Origin of the sequence: Clostridium uliginosum (assembly GCF_900112485.1) — a bacterium.
Lineage (GTDB): Bacteria > Bacillota > Clostridia > Clostridiales > Clostridiaceae > Clostridium > Clostridium uliginosum.
This window is the reverse complement of sequence record NZ_FOMG01000001.1, coordinates 272489-289772: the sequence shown is the minus strand read 5'-3', so window position 1 is coordinate 289772 and position 17284 is coordinate 272489. Positions and strand designations below refer to the sequence as shown.

Below are 17284 nucleotides of genomic sequence, written 5' to 3'. Positions count from 1 at the left end.
AAAATGAATTTAAAAAATAAAGAAATAGATGTAAATTTTTCCTGTATAAATACGATAATAATAAAGTAGAAATTTTGATTATGGTGATTATACTTGTAGAAATTATACAAATTACTTTATATTTTAGGGAGGAAAACATGAAAAACTTAAGAAAATTATCATCAATAGTAGTAGCTTGGCTAATTAGTTCAATTCTATTTGTTTCTTGTGCTTCAAGCAATTCAAGTAGTTCAAAAAAGAATGAAGTACTAAATGAAAAACAAAGGCTTTTAGCATACGGAGCCGTTCTTTCATCAAGAAATAATATGGCTTTTGATGAACTAAAAACAACAAATGAAGGAGTAAAGGAGGTTTTAAAGGAAGGCTGGGATGTTACTAGTAAAGAAACTGCTATAGAAGCATTAGAATGGCTCGTTAATGAAGGTCATAGAGAAGAGGCTGATGAAGTGTACAATGTAATTAAATCTGGAGAAGGAGGAAATTATCCAGATTTAAATAAGACTATTCAGTTATATGATAAAGCCAATTCTACAATGAAAGCTCAGTTAGGCTTTAAGGATGAAAGCTTTAATAATGTTAAAACTGTGGCTGCATGGGATACAGATCGTTTGGTAACTGTTGCAAGATGGAGTTATTCTGCAGATTACATAACTGAAGAAGAAGCTTGGAATTATATTAATAAGGCTGTAAGTATGGCCAAGTCTTCATTTAATTCTTGGGAAGAATATTACATATCTTGTGCTTATGGACGTGCTATAGCATATGAAGGAGATATAGACGAACTTATTGGTACTGGAAAAGCTTTGTTTAAAAATTCAGATAGTGTTTGGAAAAAGTGTAATTTCAAATAAAAATTTTAAGGGATATTGGATTTATGTCAATACTTTAAACACAAAAAGTGGAACTTTTTAGGCTGCATTTTTAGCTATTAATTCACATTGATTAGGAGTCAGGTAATTAATAGAAGAATGGGCCTCTTTCCATTGTGTAAATGAAATTTGAATTTTAAAATAGGACTAAAGATACTGTACGGAGAAGTATTTATTTTCACTTACGGTATGGTGAAGCGTGCTTGTGGAGAACCAAAATAAATTTAAGTGTTTAAAACACTTAAATTAAGCAAATTATATTTTAAATATAATACTCTAGAGATAAGAGATGATGTTATAGAGATGGTTTCAGGAATACCAAATCTTCAATATACTGATGAAAATAGTTTATCCTGTTACTATGATTCACTTAATAACTTAAAAGAGATTATTGAAATTTGTGATGAGATAAATATATATGAGAATACAGAAATGTTCAGAGAAATTATTGACTTTTAAAATGGAAAAATAAAAAGCTTTAATACACATTATATACCAATTAACGCATAGTAATAGTTAAACATTTATATAATTTACTGTAATAGTATTTATATAAGAAAGGATAATGTTATGTCAGAAGCAAAATGTCCCATGACAGGAAGAATAAGCAAAGCAGTAGCAGGAGAAGGAACCACTAATGAGTATTGGTGGCCAAACCAGCTTAAGCTTAATGTTCTTCGCCAAAACTGTGAAAAAAGCAATCCTATGTCTAATGATTTTAACTATGCTGAAGAATTTGAGAAATTAGATTATTATGAACTAAAGAATGATTTATATAAGTTGATGACAGACTCACAAGAATGGTGGCCAGCTGACTATGGTCACTATGGACCATTCTTTATTCGTATGGCTTGGCACAGTGCAGGAACCTATAGAATTGGTGATGGTAGAGGAGGCGGAGGACAAGGACTTCAACGTTTTCCACCACTTAATAGCTGGCCAGATAATATAAGCCTAGATAAAGCACGTCGTTTACTTTGGCCAATTAAAAAGAAGTATGGAAACAAAATATCTTGGGCTGACCTTATGATATTAACAGGCAATTGTGCATTTGAATCTATGGGACTAAAGACAATTGGTTTTGGTGGTGGAAGAGAGGATGTTTGGGAACCACAGAAGGATATTTACTGGGGTAGTGAAAAGAAATGGCTTGGGAAGGATCGTAATAGAGATGAAAAAGAGCTTGAAAACCCTCTAGCAGCTGTACAAATGGGATTAATTTATGTAAACCCAGAGGGACCAAATGGAAATCCAGACCCTAAGGCATCAGTGAAAGAAGTAAGGGAAACATTCACTCGTATGGCAATGAATGATCAAGAAACTGTTGCGCTTATAGCAGGTGGACATACTTTTGGTAAATGTCATGGTGCTGCATCACCCACATATGTTGGACCAGAGCCAGAAGCTGCACCTATAGAACAGCAAGGTTTGGGGTGGAAAAATAGCTATAAAACTGGTAAAGGGCCAGATGCCATAAGTAGTGGGCTTGAAGGTGCATGGAAGGCTGAGCCAACAAAGTGGACAATGGGTTACTTAAAAACATTATTTAAATATCAGTGGGAATTAGTTAAAAGTCCAGCGGGAGCATACCAATGGTTAGCTAAAGATGTTGATGAAGAGGATATGGTAGTTGATGCCTATGATCCATTAAAAAAGCATAGACCTATGATGACCACAGCAGATTTAGCCCTTATTTATGATCCTATTTATAGAGAAATAGCAAAGTATTATCTAGAAAATCCAAAAAAGTTTGAGGAGGATTTTGCTCGTGCTTGGTTCAAATTAACCCATAGAGACATGGGACCAATATCAAGATATCTTGGACCAGAAGTTCCAAAAGAAAGCTTTATTTGGCAAGACCCAGTGCCAAAAGCTAACTATAGATTGATTAATAAAAAGAATATTTCAGAGCTTAAGAAAAAGATTTTAGATTCAGATCTTTCAATATCAGACCTTGTAACAACAGCCTGGGAATCTGCATCAACATTTCGCATGTCAGATAAGCGTGGAGGAGCAAATGGGGCAAGAATACGCCTAAAGCCACAAAGAGAATGGGAAGTTAATGAGCCAGAAAGACTTAATAAGGTGTTAGAATCACTAGAAAAAATTCAAAGTAGTTTTAATAATTCACACTCAAAGGATAAAAAGGTTTCTTTAGCTGATATTATTGTATTAGGTGGATGTGCTAGCATAGAGCAAGCAGCAAAAAATGCAGGGTACAACATAACTGTTCCTTTTACTCCAGGACGTACAGATGCAACCCAAGAGGAAACGGATATAAAGTCGTTTAATGTACTTGAACCTAAGGCAGATGGATTTAGAAACTATATGAAAGACAATTATGAAGTAACATCAGATGAAATGTTAATAGATAGAGCTCAACTATTATCACTAACTATTCCAGAAATGACAGTATTAATTGGTGGTATGCGTGTGTTAAACACTAATTATAAGCAGTCACTGGATGGGGTGTTTACCAATAGAGAAGAATGTCTTACAAATGATTTCTTTGTAAATCTTCTTGATATTAATACTGTGTGGAAGGCTTTACCTGATATTAAGGAAATGTTTGTAGGTTATGATAGGCAAACAGGAAGTGTGAAGTGGACAGCAACAAGAGTTGATCTTATATTCGGTTCAAATTCGGAGCTTCGTGCAGTTGCAGAGGTTTATGCATCTAATTGCAATGAAGAAAAGTTCATACAAGATTTTGTAGCAACATGGAATAAGGTAATGAATGCAGATCGTTTTGATATTAAAGAATAAGTATTGATTAAATTTTAGCTAGTAAAATAATAAAAATTTTACTAGCTATTTTTGGCTAATATCTGAGGAAAAAATTATTAGAAAAAATAATAAAATTATTATTGAAAAAAATTTTATAATAACTTATTCTCATAAAAGCGGTGGTGACAATTACTGAAAATTACATTGGAGGAATGTATTATGAATGAAAGAGTAGATTTTAATAAGCAATTTAAAATGGATAATGATGTTAGTATAAAGTAGTGGACATTACCAATAATAGAAGAAATAGAAAATACTCTAGAATAAATTAGAAAGCTATAAAAGTTTAACATGACTTTTATAGCTTTTTACTTTGAAAAAATTATATTATTAATTTGAAGTTGAATATAAGATTAAATATACTGTATACGGGGAAGTGTTTGCCTTATGGTACGCTGAAGCATACCATAAGTAAATGATATTAGTGAATAACATTTTTCTTTATCAATTCCATAAATATTTCAGGGGTGACTATTTCTACTTTAGGGTTTTCCTTTAGTTTATTTGCAACCTCTTCAATATTATCCAAGCTTTTACTCCAAGCATGAACGTAAACAAAGGTGTAACTGTTAGAATTACAAATGTCTACTTGTCCAGAGTCAATTCGATGATTAATGTTTTCAACTAACTCATCTTCGCTTTCTAGATTAGCCCAAAGTAAATCTCTACAGGACACTATAGGTTTATTATTAGACCAAATAATTTCTCCATGATAGTTGTCATGTTTATGATAATCAAGATAAAATAATCCTTGTATATTAGGCTTTATAGTAAATTTATCCCAAAGATTAGTATCATGAAAAGAAGAATCATCTATAATTGCTATATATTTCTCATCTACTTTTTTCATATAATTATTTAATTTATTAATATATATTCCTAGTGCATTCTTATCAAATTTACTTGGGTACATATAGCCATTTCCAGAAGGTGATACTATAAAATAATCATTAGTAGATCCATGAGCTACATTTTTATAATACAATTTGAAAACAGTAGGGGATAGATAATATAGAGATGGGCTTAAGGACCAACCTAAATTAAATTTACCTCTATAAGGAGAACCATACCATTTAGGAGAACAATAATTAGTGCCAAGGTTCCACTGTTGATTATCTCCATCAGACATAATGAATGTTACATAATGAACATTTTTTTTATTAGGAAAGTTCATCAATGCCTTTTGAGTCATAGGTAATGATGGAAAGGCACTTAATACAGTTAAATTATAAGACCAATCTGCAGCAACCATACTTATACCATGTTTTGAAGCTGTACTTACATTAATAAATTCATCTGGTCCCCAACCTAAACAAATTGAATCTTTTTTCATAGATGAAAATATTTTATCTCTAAGAGATGTATCTTCTATGTTATCCTCATAAAATACTAGGGATTTGGTCATTATTGCATAGTCTCTTAAGGCAGTATCTTTGTCTGGAGATAGTTGAATTAGCATTGAGTGGTTCAAACCAGAATTCCATAAATTATTGTAAGCCCAATCCTTATCTGTGTTTCTACAATCTCCTTTCATCTTTGTTATACCATGGACTTTTACTTTATCTTGGATACTTTCATCAACTGCAATGCAATTATTTAATGAGGCAAGAGAACAAGCATTATTTATTGAAGGATCTTTTAGAGATTTATTATTATAAAGTACATATCCATCAACATAATTTTTAAATATATCTAATAATTCCCACGGATCTGAGACAGTTTTGTATAAAATTCCATAATTATTTTTTAAATCATCTAGCCATATTTGATAATCTGGTTGTGAGGAATTTAGTGTGTATATTTGAAAAGAACAATGATTATTAACTACCCCTTGCAGGGTAGCTATCATTGTTCTTTCACTAGGAGTCATTATATCTTGAGAAATAACATATAAATAAGTTGGAATTCTAGGGTTTTTTATATAATTAGATGTGTTTTGGAATATGGAAGTAACAGGAAAAAAACTATTACTATTAGTAGTGAGAGTTTTTTTCCAATCACTCCATTTAACATTGAAATCATTGTTATTTTTTTTGCAGTATTTATAGAAATTCTTCAAAAAATTAATTCTTTCATTATTAGAAAAAGATTTAATATGATTTTCATCAAAATTTGTTAGTAGTAGTTGTCTTTTTATAATATCATCATCCGTAACTTGATTGCAGTTTTTAATCATATCATACATAATCATGAAAGTAGTAGTTCTTCCTATACCTTCTTTACAATGAAAATGTAACCATGTATTTTTAGATTGTGATTTTACTAACTCAACAAAGTAATCAACCATATCATCTGTAGGTATTTTACCATCAGTAACAGGGATGCGAATATATGATAGTGATTTAGACTTAACAAGCATATCTTCATTTTGGACTTTTGTTGGAACTGTAGTCATAACAGGATGATTATAAAAAGTAATAGGTACATTTAATTTAATACTATTTAGTTTATTATTTTCATCTGATAAAACTTGTTCCTTTGTTAAACCTGTGTTAGCAGAATTTTTTGAATTTGCCCAACTGACAGGAGCACCATTAATAAATCCATGAGATTCTTGCCTTAAGTCAATAACTGTTATAGGCAATGAAGTTCCTATACTATTTATTACAAGAGGTAGACTATATTCTGAAAATTGTTGACTACCAGAAATATTTAATGTGTTTAGTCCGTTAAGATTTAAATTTTTATTATTCTGTATGTTTTCTAAATTAGAAGATTTACGAAAATTTTTTGTCATGTTCTTATAATTTGATGAATCCAAAATAAGATTTACATTGTTGGTGTCTACTGATAGGTCAGAAGCTTTTGCTATTACACTTCTTGCTGTTAAAGAGTGAAAAAAGGTTAATAAGATTAAAAAAATAGATATACTTACTTTAAAGTTTTTACGCAATTATAATCACCTCATTTATAGAAATTATAGGCTATGTTTTAATTGAATGTTGATATAACTAATAAACTTTATAAATGTAATATGTGCTATTTAGATAACTTCTATACAAGCTGTTAATTAATATATCTGTTACAGTCTTTCAACAAGGCACATGAAAGAAAATAATAGACCAAAGATGCGTCGTATATTTTGTAAACTCACAACTATAAATGAACACTTATAAAAAGTGTTTGGGTTATTGAATTTATAATGTTATATTGAACAGTAGGAAAGACAATAAAATAAGAAAGTGTGGAATTATTGAAAAGTATGATCTATATGTTGTAGTCATAATAAAAAGAGAAAATGATATTGAAGATAAGTTAGTTAGCTTTATGTAAAGAGATAGATAAGTATAGTAAAGTACAAATTAAAGAACTGGTAAAATTTCAAGAAAGATTTTTTAAATCACAAATAATAATGAGCAATTAAGAATAACTTGTTAGACTTAAAAAAGTGTATACAATGAATGGAGGTGACTTTAGTGGGAGTTTAGTACTTACAGTATGCTCTCTTTCTAAAGATAAAATATGAATAATATATTTTACTATGAAACAAAGATCGGAAAAATAGCAATTGTTGAGAATGGCACATCAATTACTAATATGTATTTTGGAGAAAGCGTCTTAAAAGGTGCAAATATAATTGAAACGCCCTTGCTAAAAAAAGCAAATCAAGAGCTTCAAGAATATCTTGATGAAAAAAGGATGGTATTTGATTTACCACTTGCACCACAAGGCACAGAATTTCAGCAAAAAGTATGGAAGGCATTACAAGAAATTCCTTATGGCCAAACTTATAGTTACAAAGATGTAGCAAAAAATATTGGTAACATAAAAGCCTGTCGTGCAGTAGGTATGGCAAACAATAAAAATCCAATATTTATATTTATTCCTTGCCATCGTGTTATTGGTGCCAATGGTAAATTGGTTGGTTATGCAGGAGGATTGGATATAAAAGAAAAACTTTTAGAAATGGAAAAGCACAATAAAAACAACATTGGATATTTATAGATAAATATAGTGATTTTAAAGTTCCTTGTATTATTTACGAATATTATAATATAAGAAAATTATTTTCGAAATATAAAAAATAGTATTTATTATTTGTCTAATTCAGTTACAATATTCAAATGATTACTAGAAACAATTGATATAGTGAAAAATCAAAAAGAAAGAAAAAAACAATATTGAAAATAGCACTACATGATGAAAAGTTTTATGAAAAATTACAAAGGAAGAAAGGATAGTTATATTATGGAAAAAGTTATTAATTATATGGAAATATGGGTAAAAGATGATATGGAAAAACTACTAAAAGAAAGTGATGTATGTAAGTGCAATAAGTGCCAAAAAGATATTTATGCACTTGCACTTAATAATTTAAAACCGTGTTATGTGGTTACAACAAAGGGGATAGTAATGACCAAGTTAAGTGGAATGTATCAACAATTTGAAACAGATATAATAATTGAAGTTACAAAAGCAATTGAGATAGTTAGTAATTCACCTAGACATGATAAATAAAACAAACAATCTCCATTTTTGAATGTGCCTTATATAACAAAATGGAGATTGCTTATAACACAAACTATTTTTTACCAACTTCCAGATGAACCTCCTCCACCAGAAGAACCGCCACCAAACCCACCAAATCCACCGCCACTAGAGCCACCACCTCTTGGACCATGTCTTCCAAATATATTACTTATAAAAATAATTTGCAAAAGAGTAAGAAATATTCTACCTCTATTAAATATAAAATCTAGTATTAATAATACTAAAAAAACACCTAATACAATTAAACTACTATTATTAGATTTAGAAATATTATTAGGCAGTGATATGTTTAAGGATTTATCTAAAGTAACTCCATATTCATTACCTATATAATCACACAGTGTACTATAGGATTGAAGTATACCACTTCCATAGTTACCTTCTATAAAGCTAGGTTTTGCAATTGAAGTCATAACCCTATTACTTAGCACATCTGGAATCGCACCTTCAAGACCACGACCAACTTCTACTCTCCATGCTTTATCATTTATAGCTACAAGAATTAATAGGCCATTATCCTTACCTTTTTGTCCAATTCCCCAGCTCCTAAAGAGATTTATAGCGTAGTCTTCAATAGGAATTCCTTTAGTTGAGTCTATTACAACTACAACAGCCTGTGCACCTGTTTTATCTTCTAGTTCTTTTCCTATAGATATTATATTGCTTGCTTCTGAATCACTAATCATACCAACATAATCATTTAAATATTTATAGTTTGTTGGTGAAGGAACTTCAATGGCAGCATTTACAGGAAAAGAGAAAATCAAAATTATTAACAAAAGAGAAGATAGAAATAGCTTTAAAGATTTATTTTTAGTAAACATTTTTAATGAGCAAAATCCACTGGAGGGACTTCGTTTGCACCATTACTTGCTTTATAAAGTGGTTTTTCTTTAAAATCAAATAATGAGGCTAGTATATTACTAGGAAAGCTTCTTCTCTTAGTGTTATATTGTGTTACAGAAGTATTATAATCTTGCCTAGCTACTGCAATTCTATTTTCTGTTCCTTCTAATTGAATGGATAAATCTTTAAAATTCTGATTCGATTTTAAATCAGGATAACTTTCAACAATTACTAATAATCTTGAAAGTGAATTAGAAAGTTGATTATCTGCATCAGCCTTTTCAGGTACATTTGTGGCACCAGATAATTTGCTTCTTGCATTAGCTATATCTGTAAATATTGATTTTTCTTGTGTTGCATATCCTTTCACAGTATTAACTAGATTAGGAATTAAATCTAATCTTCTTTGCATTTGAGTGTCAATATTTGACTGAGTGGTATTTACATTCTGTTCAAGTGAAATTAAACTATTGTAGCTTCCAACGATAGGGATAAATATAAGGAGTACAACTAAAATTGTTATTATTAATATTTTCACGCTTTTCTTCATAAAATTAATCTCCTTTCTATACTGTTTATTATGTGTAGAAATTGAAATATTATATGAAGGTATTAATGGTTTAATAATTAAATATAAATTTAAAAAATGTGAATGTAAAAGCAATTTATACAGGTTATAATTATAAAGACATAAATTAAAAAAAGAGATACAATTAAGGAGTGTAATTTAAAGAAGGAGTATGATTTTATGAAAAAGAAGAAAATGGTGTATATAGCAATGGGAATAGGAGCCATAATTATTCCACTAATAATATCAATGGTAATTCTCTTTAGGTATAATAAAGCAAATAAGCCTGAAGATAAATTAAGTGAGTACATGAATTTATTGAATAGCAAAGAATATGAAGCTATGTATGATATGATTGATAATGAAAGTAAGGGAAAAATTTCTAAAGAAGATTTTATTTTAAAAAATAAAAATATATATGAAGGTATTCAAGCTAATGATATTAAAATTGAGGTTAAGAATGTATTAAAACAAGGTAATGAAGCATCAATAGATTATGAAACAAGTATGAATACTTCAGCTGGTGATTTATCATTTTCAAATAATATAAGTTTGGATAGGGAAAGCGGAAAAAAATATAATATAAAATGGAATTCAAAAGTTATATTTCCTGAATTAGGTGATAATGAGAAGGTTAAAGTAAATGAAACTAAAGCCAGAAGAGGAGATATCTTAGATAGAAACCAAATACCATTAGCAACTGATGGAAATTCAGCAGATGTGGGAATCATCCCTGGAAAATTAGGAGATAATAAAGAAAAATCTATTCAGAAAATAGCAACTATATTAGGGATTTCTGTTGAATATATAAATAGTAAATTAAACATGTCTTATGTAAAGAATGATATGTTTATCCCTATAAAAGTTATAGCAGACGGTGATGAAAGAGTTTATAAGCTTTTAGAAATACCAGGAATTATGGTTAATAACAAGGATGCAAGGATATATCCACTAAATGTACAAGCAGCTCATTTAACAGGATATGTGCAAAATATAAATGCTGAAGAATTAGAAAAGAATAAGGGTGCTGAATATACCAAAAGCTCTGTAATCGGCAAAACTGGTCTTGAAAAAATATATGAGAATAAGCTAAGAGGAATAGATGGGGTTGAAATATACATACAAGATAAAGATGGTAAGAAAAAGACTTCAATTATATCTAAGGCAGTAAAAAATGGTAGTAATGTTAAATTAACTATTGATAGTAATATGCAAAGTCTGTTATATAAAGAGCTAGAAAATGATAAAGGAGCTTCAGTTGCAATGAATCCAGACACTGGTGAGGTTTTAGCTCTTGTAAGTGCTCCGGGGTATGATCCTAATGATTTTGTTATGGGATTATCTGATGACAAATGGAAGAGCTTAAATGAGGACATAAATAAACCTTTATATAATAGATTTCAAAGTAATGTAGCTCCTGGATCTGTATTTAAGCCAATTACTGCAGTAATTGGAGTTGACAGTGCAAAGATTGACCCTAATATAAATAAAAATATAAGTGGACTTAGTTGGCAAAAAGATAGTAGTTGGGGAAATTATTTTGTTACAAGAGTAAGCGCTTATGGCGGTGATTCTAATCTTTTAAATGCTCTTGTTTACTCAGATAATATATATTTTGCAAAAGCTGCATTAGATATCGGAAAAGATATTTTTAAAGATAAGTTAAATAGTTTTGGTTTTGGAGAGAAAATTCCATTTGAATATGGATTATATAATTCGCAATTTGCTACAGACGGACAATTCAAAACCGATGTACAATTAGCTGATAGTGGATATGGACAAGGTGAAATACTATTAAATCCAGTTCATTTAGCCTCAATATACACTTTATTTCAGAATGAAGGTAACATACTAACTCCTTATATTGAATATAAAGAAAGTGAAAAAAGTAAAGTATGGAAAGCTAATGTTGTTTCAAAAGAAGCTGAAAATACAGTACTTCAGGATTTAATTCAAGTAGTTAAAAATCCAAGTGGAACAGGGCATCAGGCTTATATTGATGGATTAACAATAGCAGGAAAAACTGGAACGGCAGAAATAAAATTATCACAAACTGATACAGAAGGAACTGAACTTGGATGGTTTGTAGGTATGACTACAAATAAAGCACCTAATAATTTACTAGTAGTAACAATGGCAGAGGATGTTAAAAATAGAGGTGGAAGTCATTATGTAGTTCCTAAGGTTAAAAAAGCATTGGAAACAATAAAGTAGTAAGTATATCAACACGGTTTTAAAATAAAGCAATATATAAAATGGAGACAAGCAGTTATTGAATTGCTTATCTCCATTTTATTTTTTTAGATACTATAATTTTTTCACATTTGTAGCCATAGGTCCTTTTTCACCTTCTTGTATATCAAAGGTTACATTTTCACCTTCGTGCAAATCTTTATCAGTTCTATCTTCTTTAATTTGTGAGTGATGCACAAAGACATCATCACCTTCATCACAGGATATAAACCCAAACCCTTTTTCCTCATTAAACCATTTAACTACACCGGTTCTACTAGACATAAGCAATCACTCCTTATATTAATTATCATTAGGCATATCCCAATAAATAACTAGTTAATAGTTTTATCTTTTTTGTACTATACTACGTTAGCAAATGCAGTTAATAACAGCAGTATTAACTGCATTCACTTTATTGTCTAGTTCAAAAAATTCTAAGAATATTTGAAGAGTTATTTATTTTACAATGCTTTAAGTAGTATTTGCAAAAAAAGAATTTTTACACTTTATATTAGTATACTGACTTGTTATTTTTTTGAATATGTCTTATACTTAATAAAATTTAGGCTATGTTTTAAAATAGTGTTGATATTTTAATATAAAGGCGAACTGGCATTGGAATTTGCTTTGTAGAACTCTTAATGAATATTTGTAATATTAATGCTTGTCATAATCTTTGATTAGGAGCATGCATTAATAGGACTAATATTCGTTTTAGAGTTCTTAAAGTGAATTCCACTGTCCATGAGCTTTATATTACAATATCAACATTCACTTAAAACATAGCCAAAATTAAAAAAAGGTTTAGAGAAATCTAATCTTTTTATATAATATGAGGAGAAAAAATATGAGCAAATTAAAAGAAATATTAGATTATAACAAAACCTTTGTTGAAAATAAAGAATATGAAAAATACAAAGCATCTAAATACCCATCTAAAAAGATTGTTATATTATCTTGTATGGATACTAGACTTACGGAACTTCTTCCACGAGCTTTAAATATAAAAAATGGTGACGTTAAAATTATTAAAAATGCAGGAGCTGTGGTAGCACATCCTTTTGGAAGTATTATGAGAAGTATTTTAGTAGCAATTTATGAACTAGAAGCTAATGAAGTTTTGGTCATAGGTCATCATTCATGTGGAATGAGTAATATTGATACCTCAAATACTATTAATAAAATTATTGAAAGAGGTATTTCTAAAGATACACTTTCAACCCTTGAATATGCAGGCATTAATCTTAAAAGTTGGCTACATGGATTTGGATGTGTGCATGACTCTGTTAAGGAGAGTGTAGCAATTATAAGAAATCACCCATTGATGCCTAAAGATGTTTTTATTCATGGACTTATAATAGATCCGGAAACTGGAAAATTAGAAGTTGTTATTGATGGATATGATAAATAAAATGTAGATTCATTTTAGACACATGAAAGAAAATAATAGACCAGTATCATTATCTATTATTTTCTTTCATGTGCATTATAATTTTTTTTTATATAAGTACCATTTAAACTACAAGTGAATATTATGAAATTATAAGGCATCTTAAAAAATAACAATCCAATATGCTATGTATATTGATTAGTTATTTTCAAAAAAATGCATTATGTAAAATCACTTTGTAGGAGGTTTGTGAAGATGACTGGGTATGAACTAATAATGAAAGTTCAGCAAAAGATGCAAGATCCAAAATTCGCAAAAAAGTTTAATAGTGCAATAGCAGAACTTAATAATATTCAAGGACTTCAACAAGAAGTAATGAGAATAGCACAAATACAAGACGAAAAGAAAAAAGAAAAAGCAATAGATAAATTGCCTGATAGAGCTAAAAAGACTGTTAAGGAACTGCTTAAGATGATAAATGATTAAGTACATTAATGTGTAAAGTAATATCAAAATTTCTATATATAATTGGAACTTATTGATTGAGTAAGAATGTATAAAGTAAGTAATTTTTAATTGCCACATATAAAAAAGCATCTAATTTTAATGAAGTTAGATGCTTTTTTGTTATTTAAGGTATATTAAAAAATAACAAGTCAATATACATATCATCTTTGACTTATTATTTTATTTTATATGTTTAACTAATTATAATTTTGGTGATAGAGTAAATATATAGTATAATACAAAATAGACTAATATTAAACGAAAGAGAAAATAGCTTTTTAAAAATAAGATGAAACTGAATTTATCTAAAAATAAAAATAATTTAAGCACATGAAATATACTGGCATACTTACTTGTTGTTTTTTTGAATGTGCCTTAACATTAAAGAGCTAAAATAGGAGTGTTAAAAATGAATTACAAAACACATATAAATGGAGGGATTTTAGCAGGACTTTACATCACTTCTCAAATGCAAAGTATCAATATATTACCAACAGCTATATTTTTAGGAAGCTCAATTATTGGAAGCTTATTACCTGATATTGATCATAAAAATAGCTATATTGGTAAAAGAGTTAAACCTGTTTCTAAGGTGATAAATAAATTAGCAGGTCATAGAAAGTTATTTCATTCACCAATACTATACTTAGTTTTGTATATAGGAAGTATGAGTGTAGTTACAAATAAACTAGGATTAAATTTTCTATTTGGATTATTCCTAGGAATATTTTCACATTTGTTTTTAGATAGTTTAACTGTTGGAGGATTACCATGGTTTTATCCAATAAGTAAAAAGAGATTTTCTTTAGCTCATATAAAAACAAATAGTCAATTAGAATTTACTTTGTGTGGAATTTTGCTTTGTGTAAATGTAGTGGTATTACTTGATATACTTAAGATAACTTCAATATTTACTTTTACTCAAGGTTAAGATAGATATTAATAAAATATAAAAGATAGAGGAGAAAGTTAGTAATGGATGGAACAAATAGATCAAATATAAAGATAGGTTCAAAAGTATTAGTTGTAAAGAAAGAAGATCAACGTACAGGAAAGTTAACTGAAGGAGTAGTTAAGAGAATTCTCACAAATTCACAAAATCATCATCGCGGAATAAAAGTTATGCTTGAAGATAATGTAGTTGGAAGAGTTCAAAAGATCCTTTAATTAAGGATTTCTAGTAAAAATAAAAGAATGAATAAATGTGAATAAAAGCAAACTAAATTTGCTAAGGCAAATTTATGATATAATTAAATGATATGACATAAAATTTAGAGCTATTTCAAAATACATTTTTGTTTTTTGTTAGAGCCTTTTTCAGAGAGGAAGAAAAATATGAGTAAAATTCTTGTATTAGCTGAAAAACCAAGTGTTGGTAGAGATTTAGCTAAGGTATTGAAATGTAACCAAAATAAAGGTGGATATATAGAGGGAAATAATTATATAGTAACTTGGGCATTAGGACACTTAGTAACGTTGCTTGATCCTGAAGGATATGGAGATAAGTATAAAAAGTGGAGCATGGAAACACTTCCAATGTTACCTAAAAACATGAAACTTACAGTTATTAAGAAGACTGGGAAGCAATTTGCTGAAGTAAAAAAGCAAATGCTTAGACCTGATATAAGTGAATTAATTATTGCAACAGATGCTGGAAGAGAAGGAGAATTAGTTGCAAGATGGATTATAGATAAAGTTGGATTTAGAAAGCCTATAAAAAGATTATGGATATCATCTCAAACTGATAAAGCAATTTTGGATGGATTTAGGAATTTAAAGCCTGGTTCAGCTTATGATAATTTATATAAAGCAGCACAAGGAAGAGCAGAAGCTGATTGGCTTGTAGGTCTTAATGTAACAAGAGCATTAACTTGTAAATATAATGCTCAATTATCAGCAGGACGTGTGCAATCTCCAACTCTTGCTATGATTGTGCAAAGAGAAGAAGAAATAAGAACTTTTAAGCCTAAAGATTATTACACTATAATTGCTAAAAATAATAATTTATCTATGGAATGGGTAAATTCAGATAACAATAATAGAACTTTTAATGAAGATTTAGCTAAAAAGGTAGTAGCGTCTTTAAAAGGTAAAGATGGAGAAGTATTAGAAATTGTAGAAAGCCAAAAGAAACAATTTGCTCCAGCTCTTTATGATTTAACAGAACTTCAAAGAGATGCCAATAGAATATTTGGATATTCAGCAAAACAAACATTATCAATTATGCAAAGACTTTATGAAAATTATAAGATTTTAACTTATCCAAGAACTGATTCAAGATATATAACAAGGGATGTTGTGCCAACTTTAAAAGAAAGATTAAAAGTAATTGCTATAGGAAATTATGCAGCTCCTGCTAATCAGATTTTAAAAGGAACTATTAATGCAAATAAGAGTTTTGTTGATGACTCGAAGGTTTCAGACCATCATGCTATAATTCCAACAGAACAAAGAGTGTCTCTAGGAATGCTTAGTAAGGAAGAAAAGAACATCTATGATTTAGTTATAAAGAGATTCTTAAGTGTATTATTACCACCTTTTGAATATATTCAAACTTCAATTAAAATTAAGGTTGGAAATGAAAACTTTAGGGCTAAGGGTAAAGTGATAAAATCTAAGGGTTGGAAGATGGTTTATGATAGAGAAGATGATGTTGAAGAGGTAAATGAAGAAGGAATACTAAAGGATCAAGTACTTCCTAATTTATCTAAGGGAAATATTATAAAGGTTAATTCAGTAGAAATTAAAAACCATAAAACTAAAGCACCAGCAAGATTTAATGAAGGTACACTTTTATCGGCTATGGAAAATCCACAAAAGTATATTCAATTGGATAAAGAAGCTTCAAAAACACTTGGAGAAACAGGTGGGCTTGGAACAGTTGCAACCAGAGCAGATATAATAGAAAAATTATTTAATTCTTTTGTTATGGAAAAGAAGGGAAAAGATATATATCCAACTTCAAAAGGAAAGCAACTTATTGAATTAGTACCAAAGGATTTAAAATCACCACTTTTAACAGCTAGATGGGAAAAAGAACTTGATGATATAAGTAAGGGAAAAGAAAATGTTAATGCTTTTACAGGAAGAATGAGAAATTATGCAACAGCTTTAGTTCAAGATGTTAAGTTTAGTACAGATAAGTATGTTCATGATAATTTAACTGGTAAGAAGTGTCCACAGTGTGGAAAATACATGCTTGAAGTAAAAGGTAAGAATGGTACAATGAATGTTTGTCAAGACAGAGAGTGTGGTTATAGAGAAGGTGTCTCAAGAACTACAAATGCTAGATGCCCTGAATGTAAGAAAAAGCTAGAACTTAGGGGACATGGAGATGGTCAAATATATGTATGTCCAGGTACTAATTGTAACTTTAGAGAAAAGGCAGCACAGTTTAATAAGAGATTTGACAAAAAAGGAAAAGTAGACAAAAGGGAAGTTAATAATTATATGAAGAAAATGAAAAAAGAAGCAGAGGAATTTAATGATAATCCATTTGCAGCACTTTTAAAAGATTTTAAGTAATATAAGGCATATTCAAAAAAATAACAAGGTCAGTATGCTAGTCTATTTTGCGTCATAAGGAAGCTC

General features: G+C 29.4%; 15 protein-coding genes. 11 read left to right on the top strand and 4 right to left on the bottom strand.

The features are described from left to right. Positions 1 to 137: 137 nt before the first annotated feature. The 3 genes from BM027_RS01320 to katG all read left to right on the top strand — a co-directional run bounded on the left by BM027_RS01320 (position 138) and on the right by katG (position 3635). Positions 138 to 851, top strand: a complete 714-nt coding sequence (locus BM027_RS01320; RefSeq protein WP_175559917.1) for a DUF1266 domain-containing protein — start codon at positions 138 to 140, stop codon at positions 849 to 851. A 321-nt stretch (positions 852 to 1172) separates the two neighbouring features. Next, positions 1173 to 1328, top strand: a complete 156-nt coding sequence (locus BM027_RS18405; RefSeq protein ID WP_242943262.1) for a hypothetical protein — start codon at positions 1173 to 1175, stop codon at positions 1326 to 1328. Between the two features lie 111 nt (positions 1329 to 1439). Then, positions 1440 to 3635 carry a catalase/peroxidase HPI gene (gene katG / locus BM027_RS01310; RefSeq protein WP_090088041.1) on the top strand — a complete coding sequence of 732 codons (2196 nt, stop codon included), beginning with the start codon at positions 1440 to 1442 and terminating at the stop codon, positions 3633 to 3635. A 442-nt stretch (positions 3636 to 4077) separates the two neighbouring features. Here the strand turns inward: katG and BM027_RS01305 are convergent, their stop codons facing one another. Further along, positions 4078 to 6549, bottom strand: coding sequence for a GxGYxYP domain-containing protein (locus BM027_RS01305; protein ID WP_090088038.1), 2472 nt, complete (start codon positions 6547 to 6549; stop codon positions 4078 to 4080). Between the two features lie 569 nt (positions 6550 to 7118). On the opposite strand from BM027_RS01305, the gene BM027_RS01295 reads away from it, so the two are divergent. Both BM027_RS01295 and BM027_RS01290 read left to right on the top strand, forming a co-directional pair. Beyond that, a complete protein-coding gene (locus tag BM027_RS01295; protein WP_090088036.1) occupies positions 7119 to 7601 on the top strand; it encodes a methylated-DNA--[protein]-cysteine S-methyltransferase in 483 nt (160 codons plus the stop codon). 243 nt (positions 7602 to 7844) lie between these two features. Then, positions 7845 to 8114 (top strand): late competence development ComFB family protein, encoded by a 270-nt coding sequence (locus BM027_RS01290; RefSeq protein WP_090088164.1) that lies wholly within the window; start codon positions 7845 to 7847, stop codon positions 8112 to 8114. A gap of 71 nt (positions 8115 to 8185) precedes the next feature. On the opposite strand, the gene BM027_RS01285 is transcribed toward BM027_RS01290, so the two are convergent. Further along, a complete protein-coding gene (locus BM027_RS01285; RefSeq protein WP_090088034.1) occupies positions 8186 to 8971 on the bottom strand; it encodes a TPM domain-containing protein in 786 nt (261 codons plus the stop codon). Between the two features lie 2 nt (positions 8972 to 8973). Then, the gene (locus BM027_RS01280) at positions 8974 to 9543 is read right to left on the bottom strand and encodes a LemA family protein (RefSeq protein ID WP_090088032.1); all 570 of its coding nucleotides are present in this window, start codon (positions 9541 to 9543) and stop codon (positions 8974 to 8976) included. Between the two features lie 198 nt (positions 9544 to 9741). On the opposite strand from BM027_RS01280, the gene BM027_RS01275 reads away from it, so the two are divergent. Continuing rightward, positions 9742 to 11775, top strand: coding sequence for a penicillin-binding transpeptidase domain-containing protein (locus tag BM027_RS01275; RefSeq protein WP_090088030.1), 2034 nt, complete (start codon positions 9742 to 9744; stop codon positions 11773 to 11775). Positions 11776 to 11868: 93 nt separating this feature from the next. Here BM027_RS01275 and BM027_RS01270 read toward each other — a convergent pair whose 3' ends face one another. Further along, positions 11869 to 12078 carry a cold-shock protein gene (locus BM027_RS01270; RefSeq protein ID WP_090088027.1) on the bottom strand — a complete coding sequence of 70 codons (210 nt, stop codon included), beginning with the start codon at positions 12076 to 12078 and terminating at the stop codon, positions 11869 to 11871. A gap of 565 nt (positions 12079 to 12643) precedes the next feature. Here BM027_RS01270 and BM027_RS01265 point away from each other — a divergent pair. From BM027_RS01265 to BM027_RS01245, 5 genes are all read left to right on the top strand, one after another. Next, on the top strand, positions 12644 to 13207 hold the full coding sequence (locus BM027_RS01265) for a beta-class carbonic anhydrase (RefSeq protein ID WP_090088024.1): 564 nt from the start codon (positions 12644 to 12646) through the stop codon (positions 13205 to 13207). Positions 13208 to 13441: 234 nt separating this feature from the next. After that, positions 13442 to 13672 carry a hypothetical protein gene (locus tag BM027_RS01260; protein WP_090088021.1) on the top strand — a complete coding sequence of 77 codons (231 nt, stop codon included), beginning with the start codon at positions 13442 to 13444 and terminating at the stop codon, positions 13670 to 13672. Between the two features lie 430 nt (positions 13673 to 14102). Continuing rightward, entirely contained in the window at positions 14103 to 14624 is a 522-nt protein-coding gene (locus tag BM027_RS01255) for a metal-dependent hydrolase (protein ID WP_090088019.1), read from the top strand. Positions 14625 to 14668: 44 nt separating this feature from the next. Next, entirely contained in the window at positions 14669 to 14860 is a 192-nt protein-coding gene (locus tag BM027_RS01250; RefSeq protein ID WP_090088017.1) for a YwbE family protein, read from the top strand. A gap of 168 nt (positions 14861 to 15028) precedes the next feature. Beyond that, positions 15029 to 17218 (top strand): DNA topoisomerase III, encoded by a 2190-nt coding sequence (locus BM027_RS01245; protein WP_090088014.1) that lies wholly within the window; start codon positions 15029 to 15031, stop codon positions 17216 to 17218. The last annotated feature ends 66 nt before the right edge of the window (positions 17219 to 17284 follow it).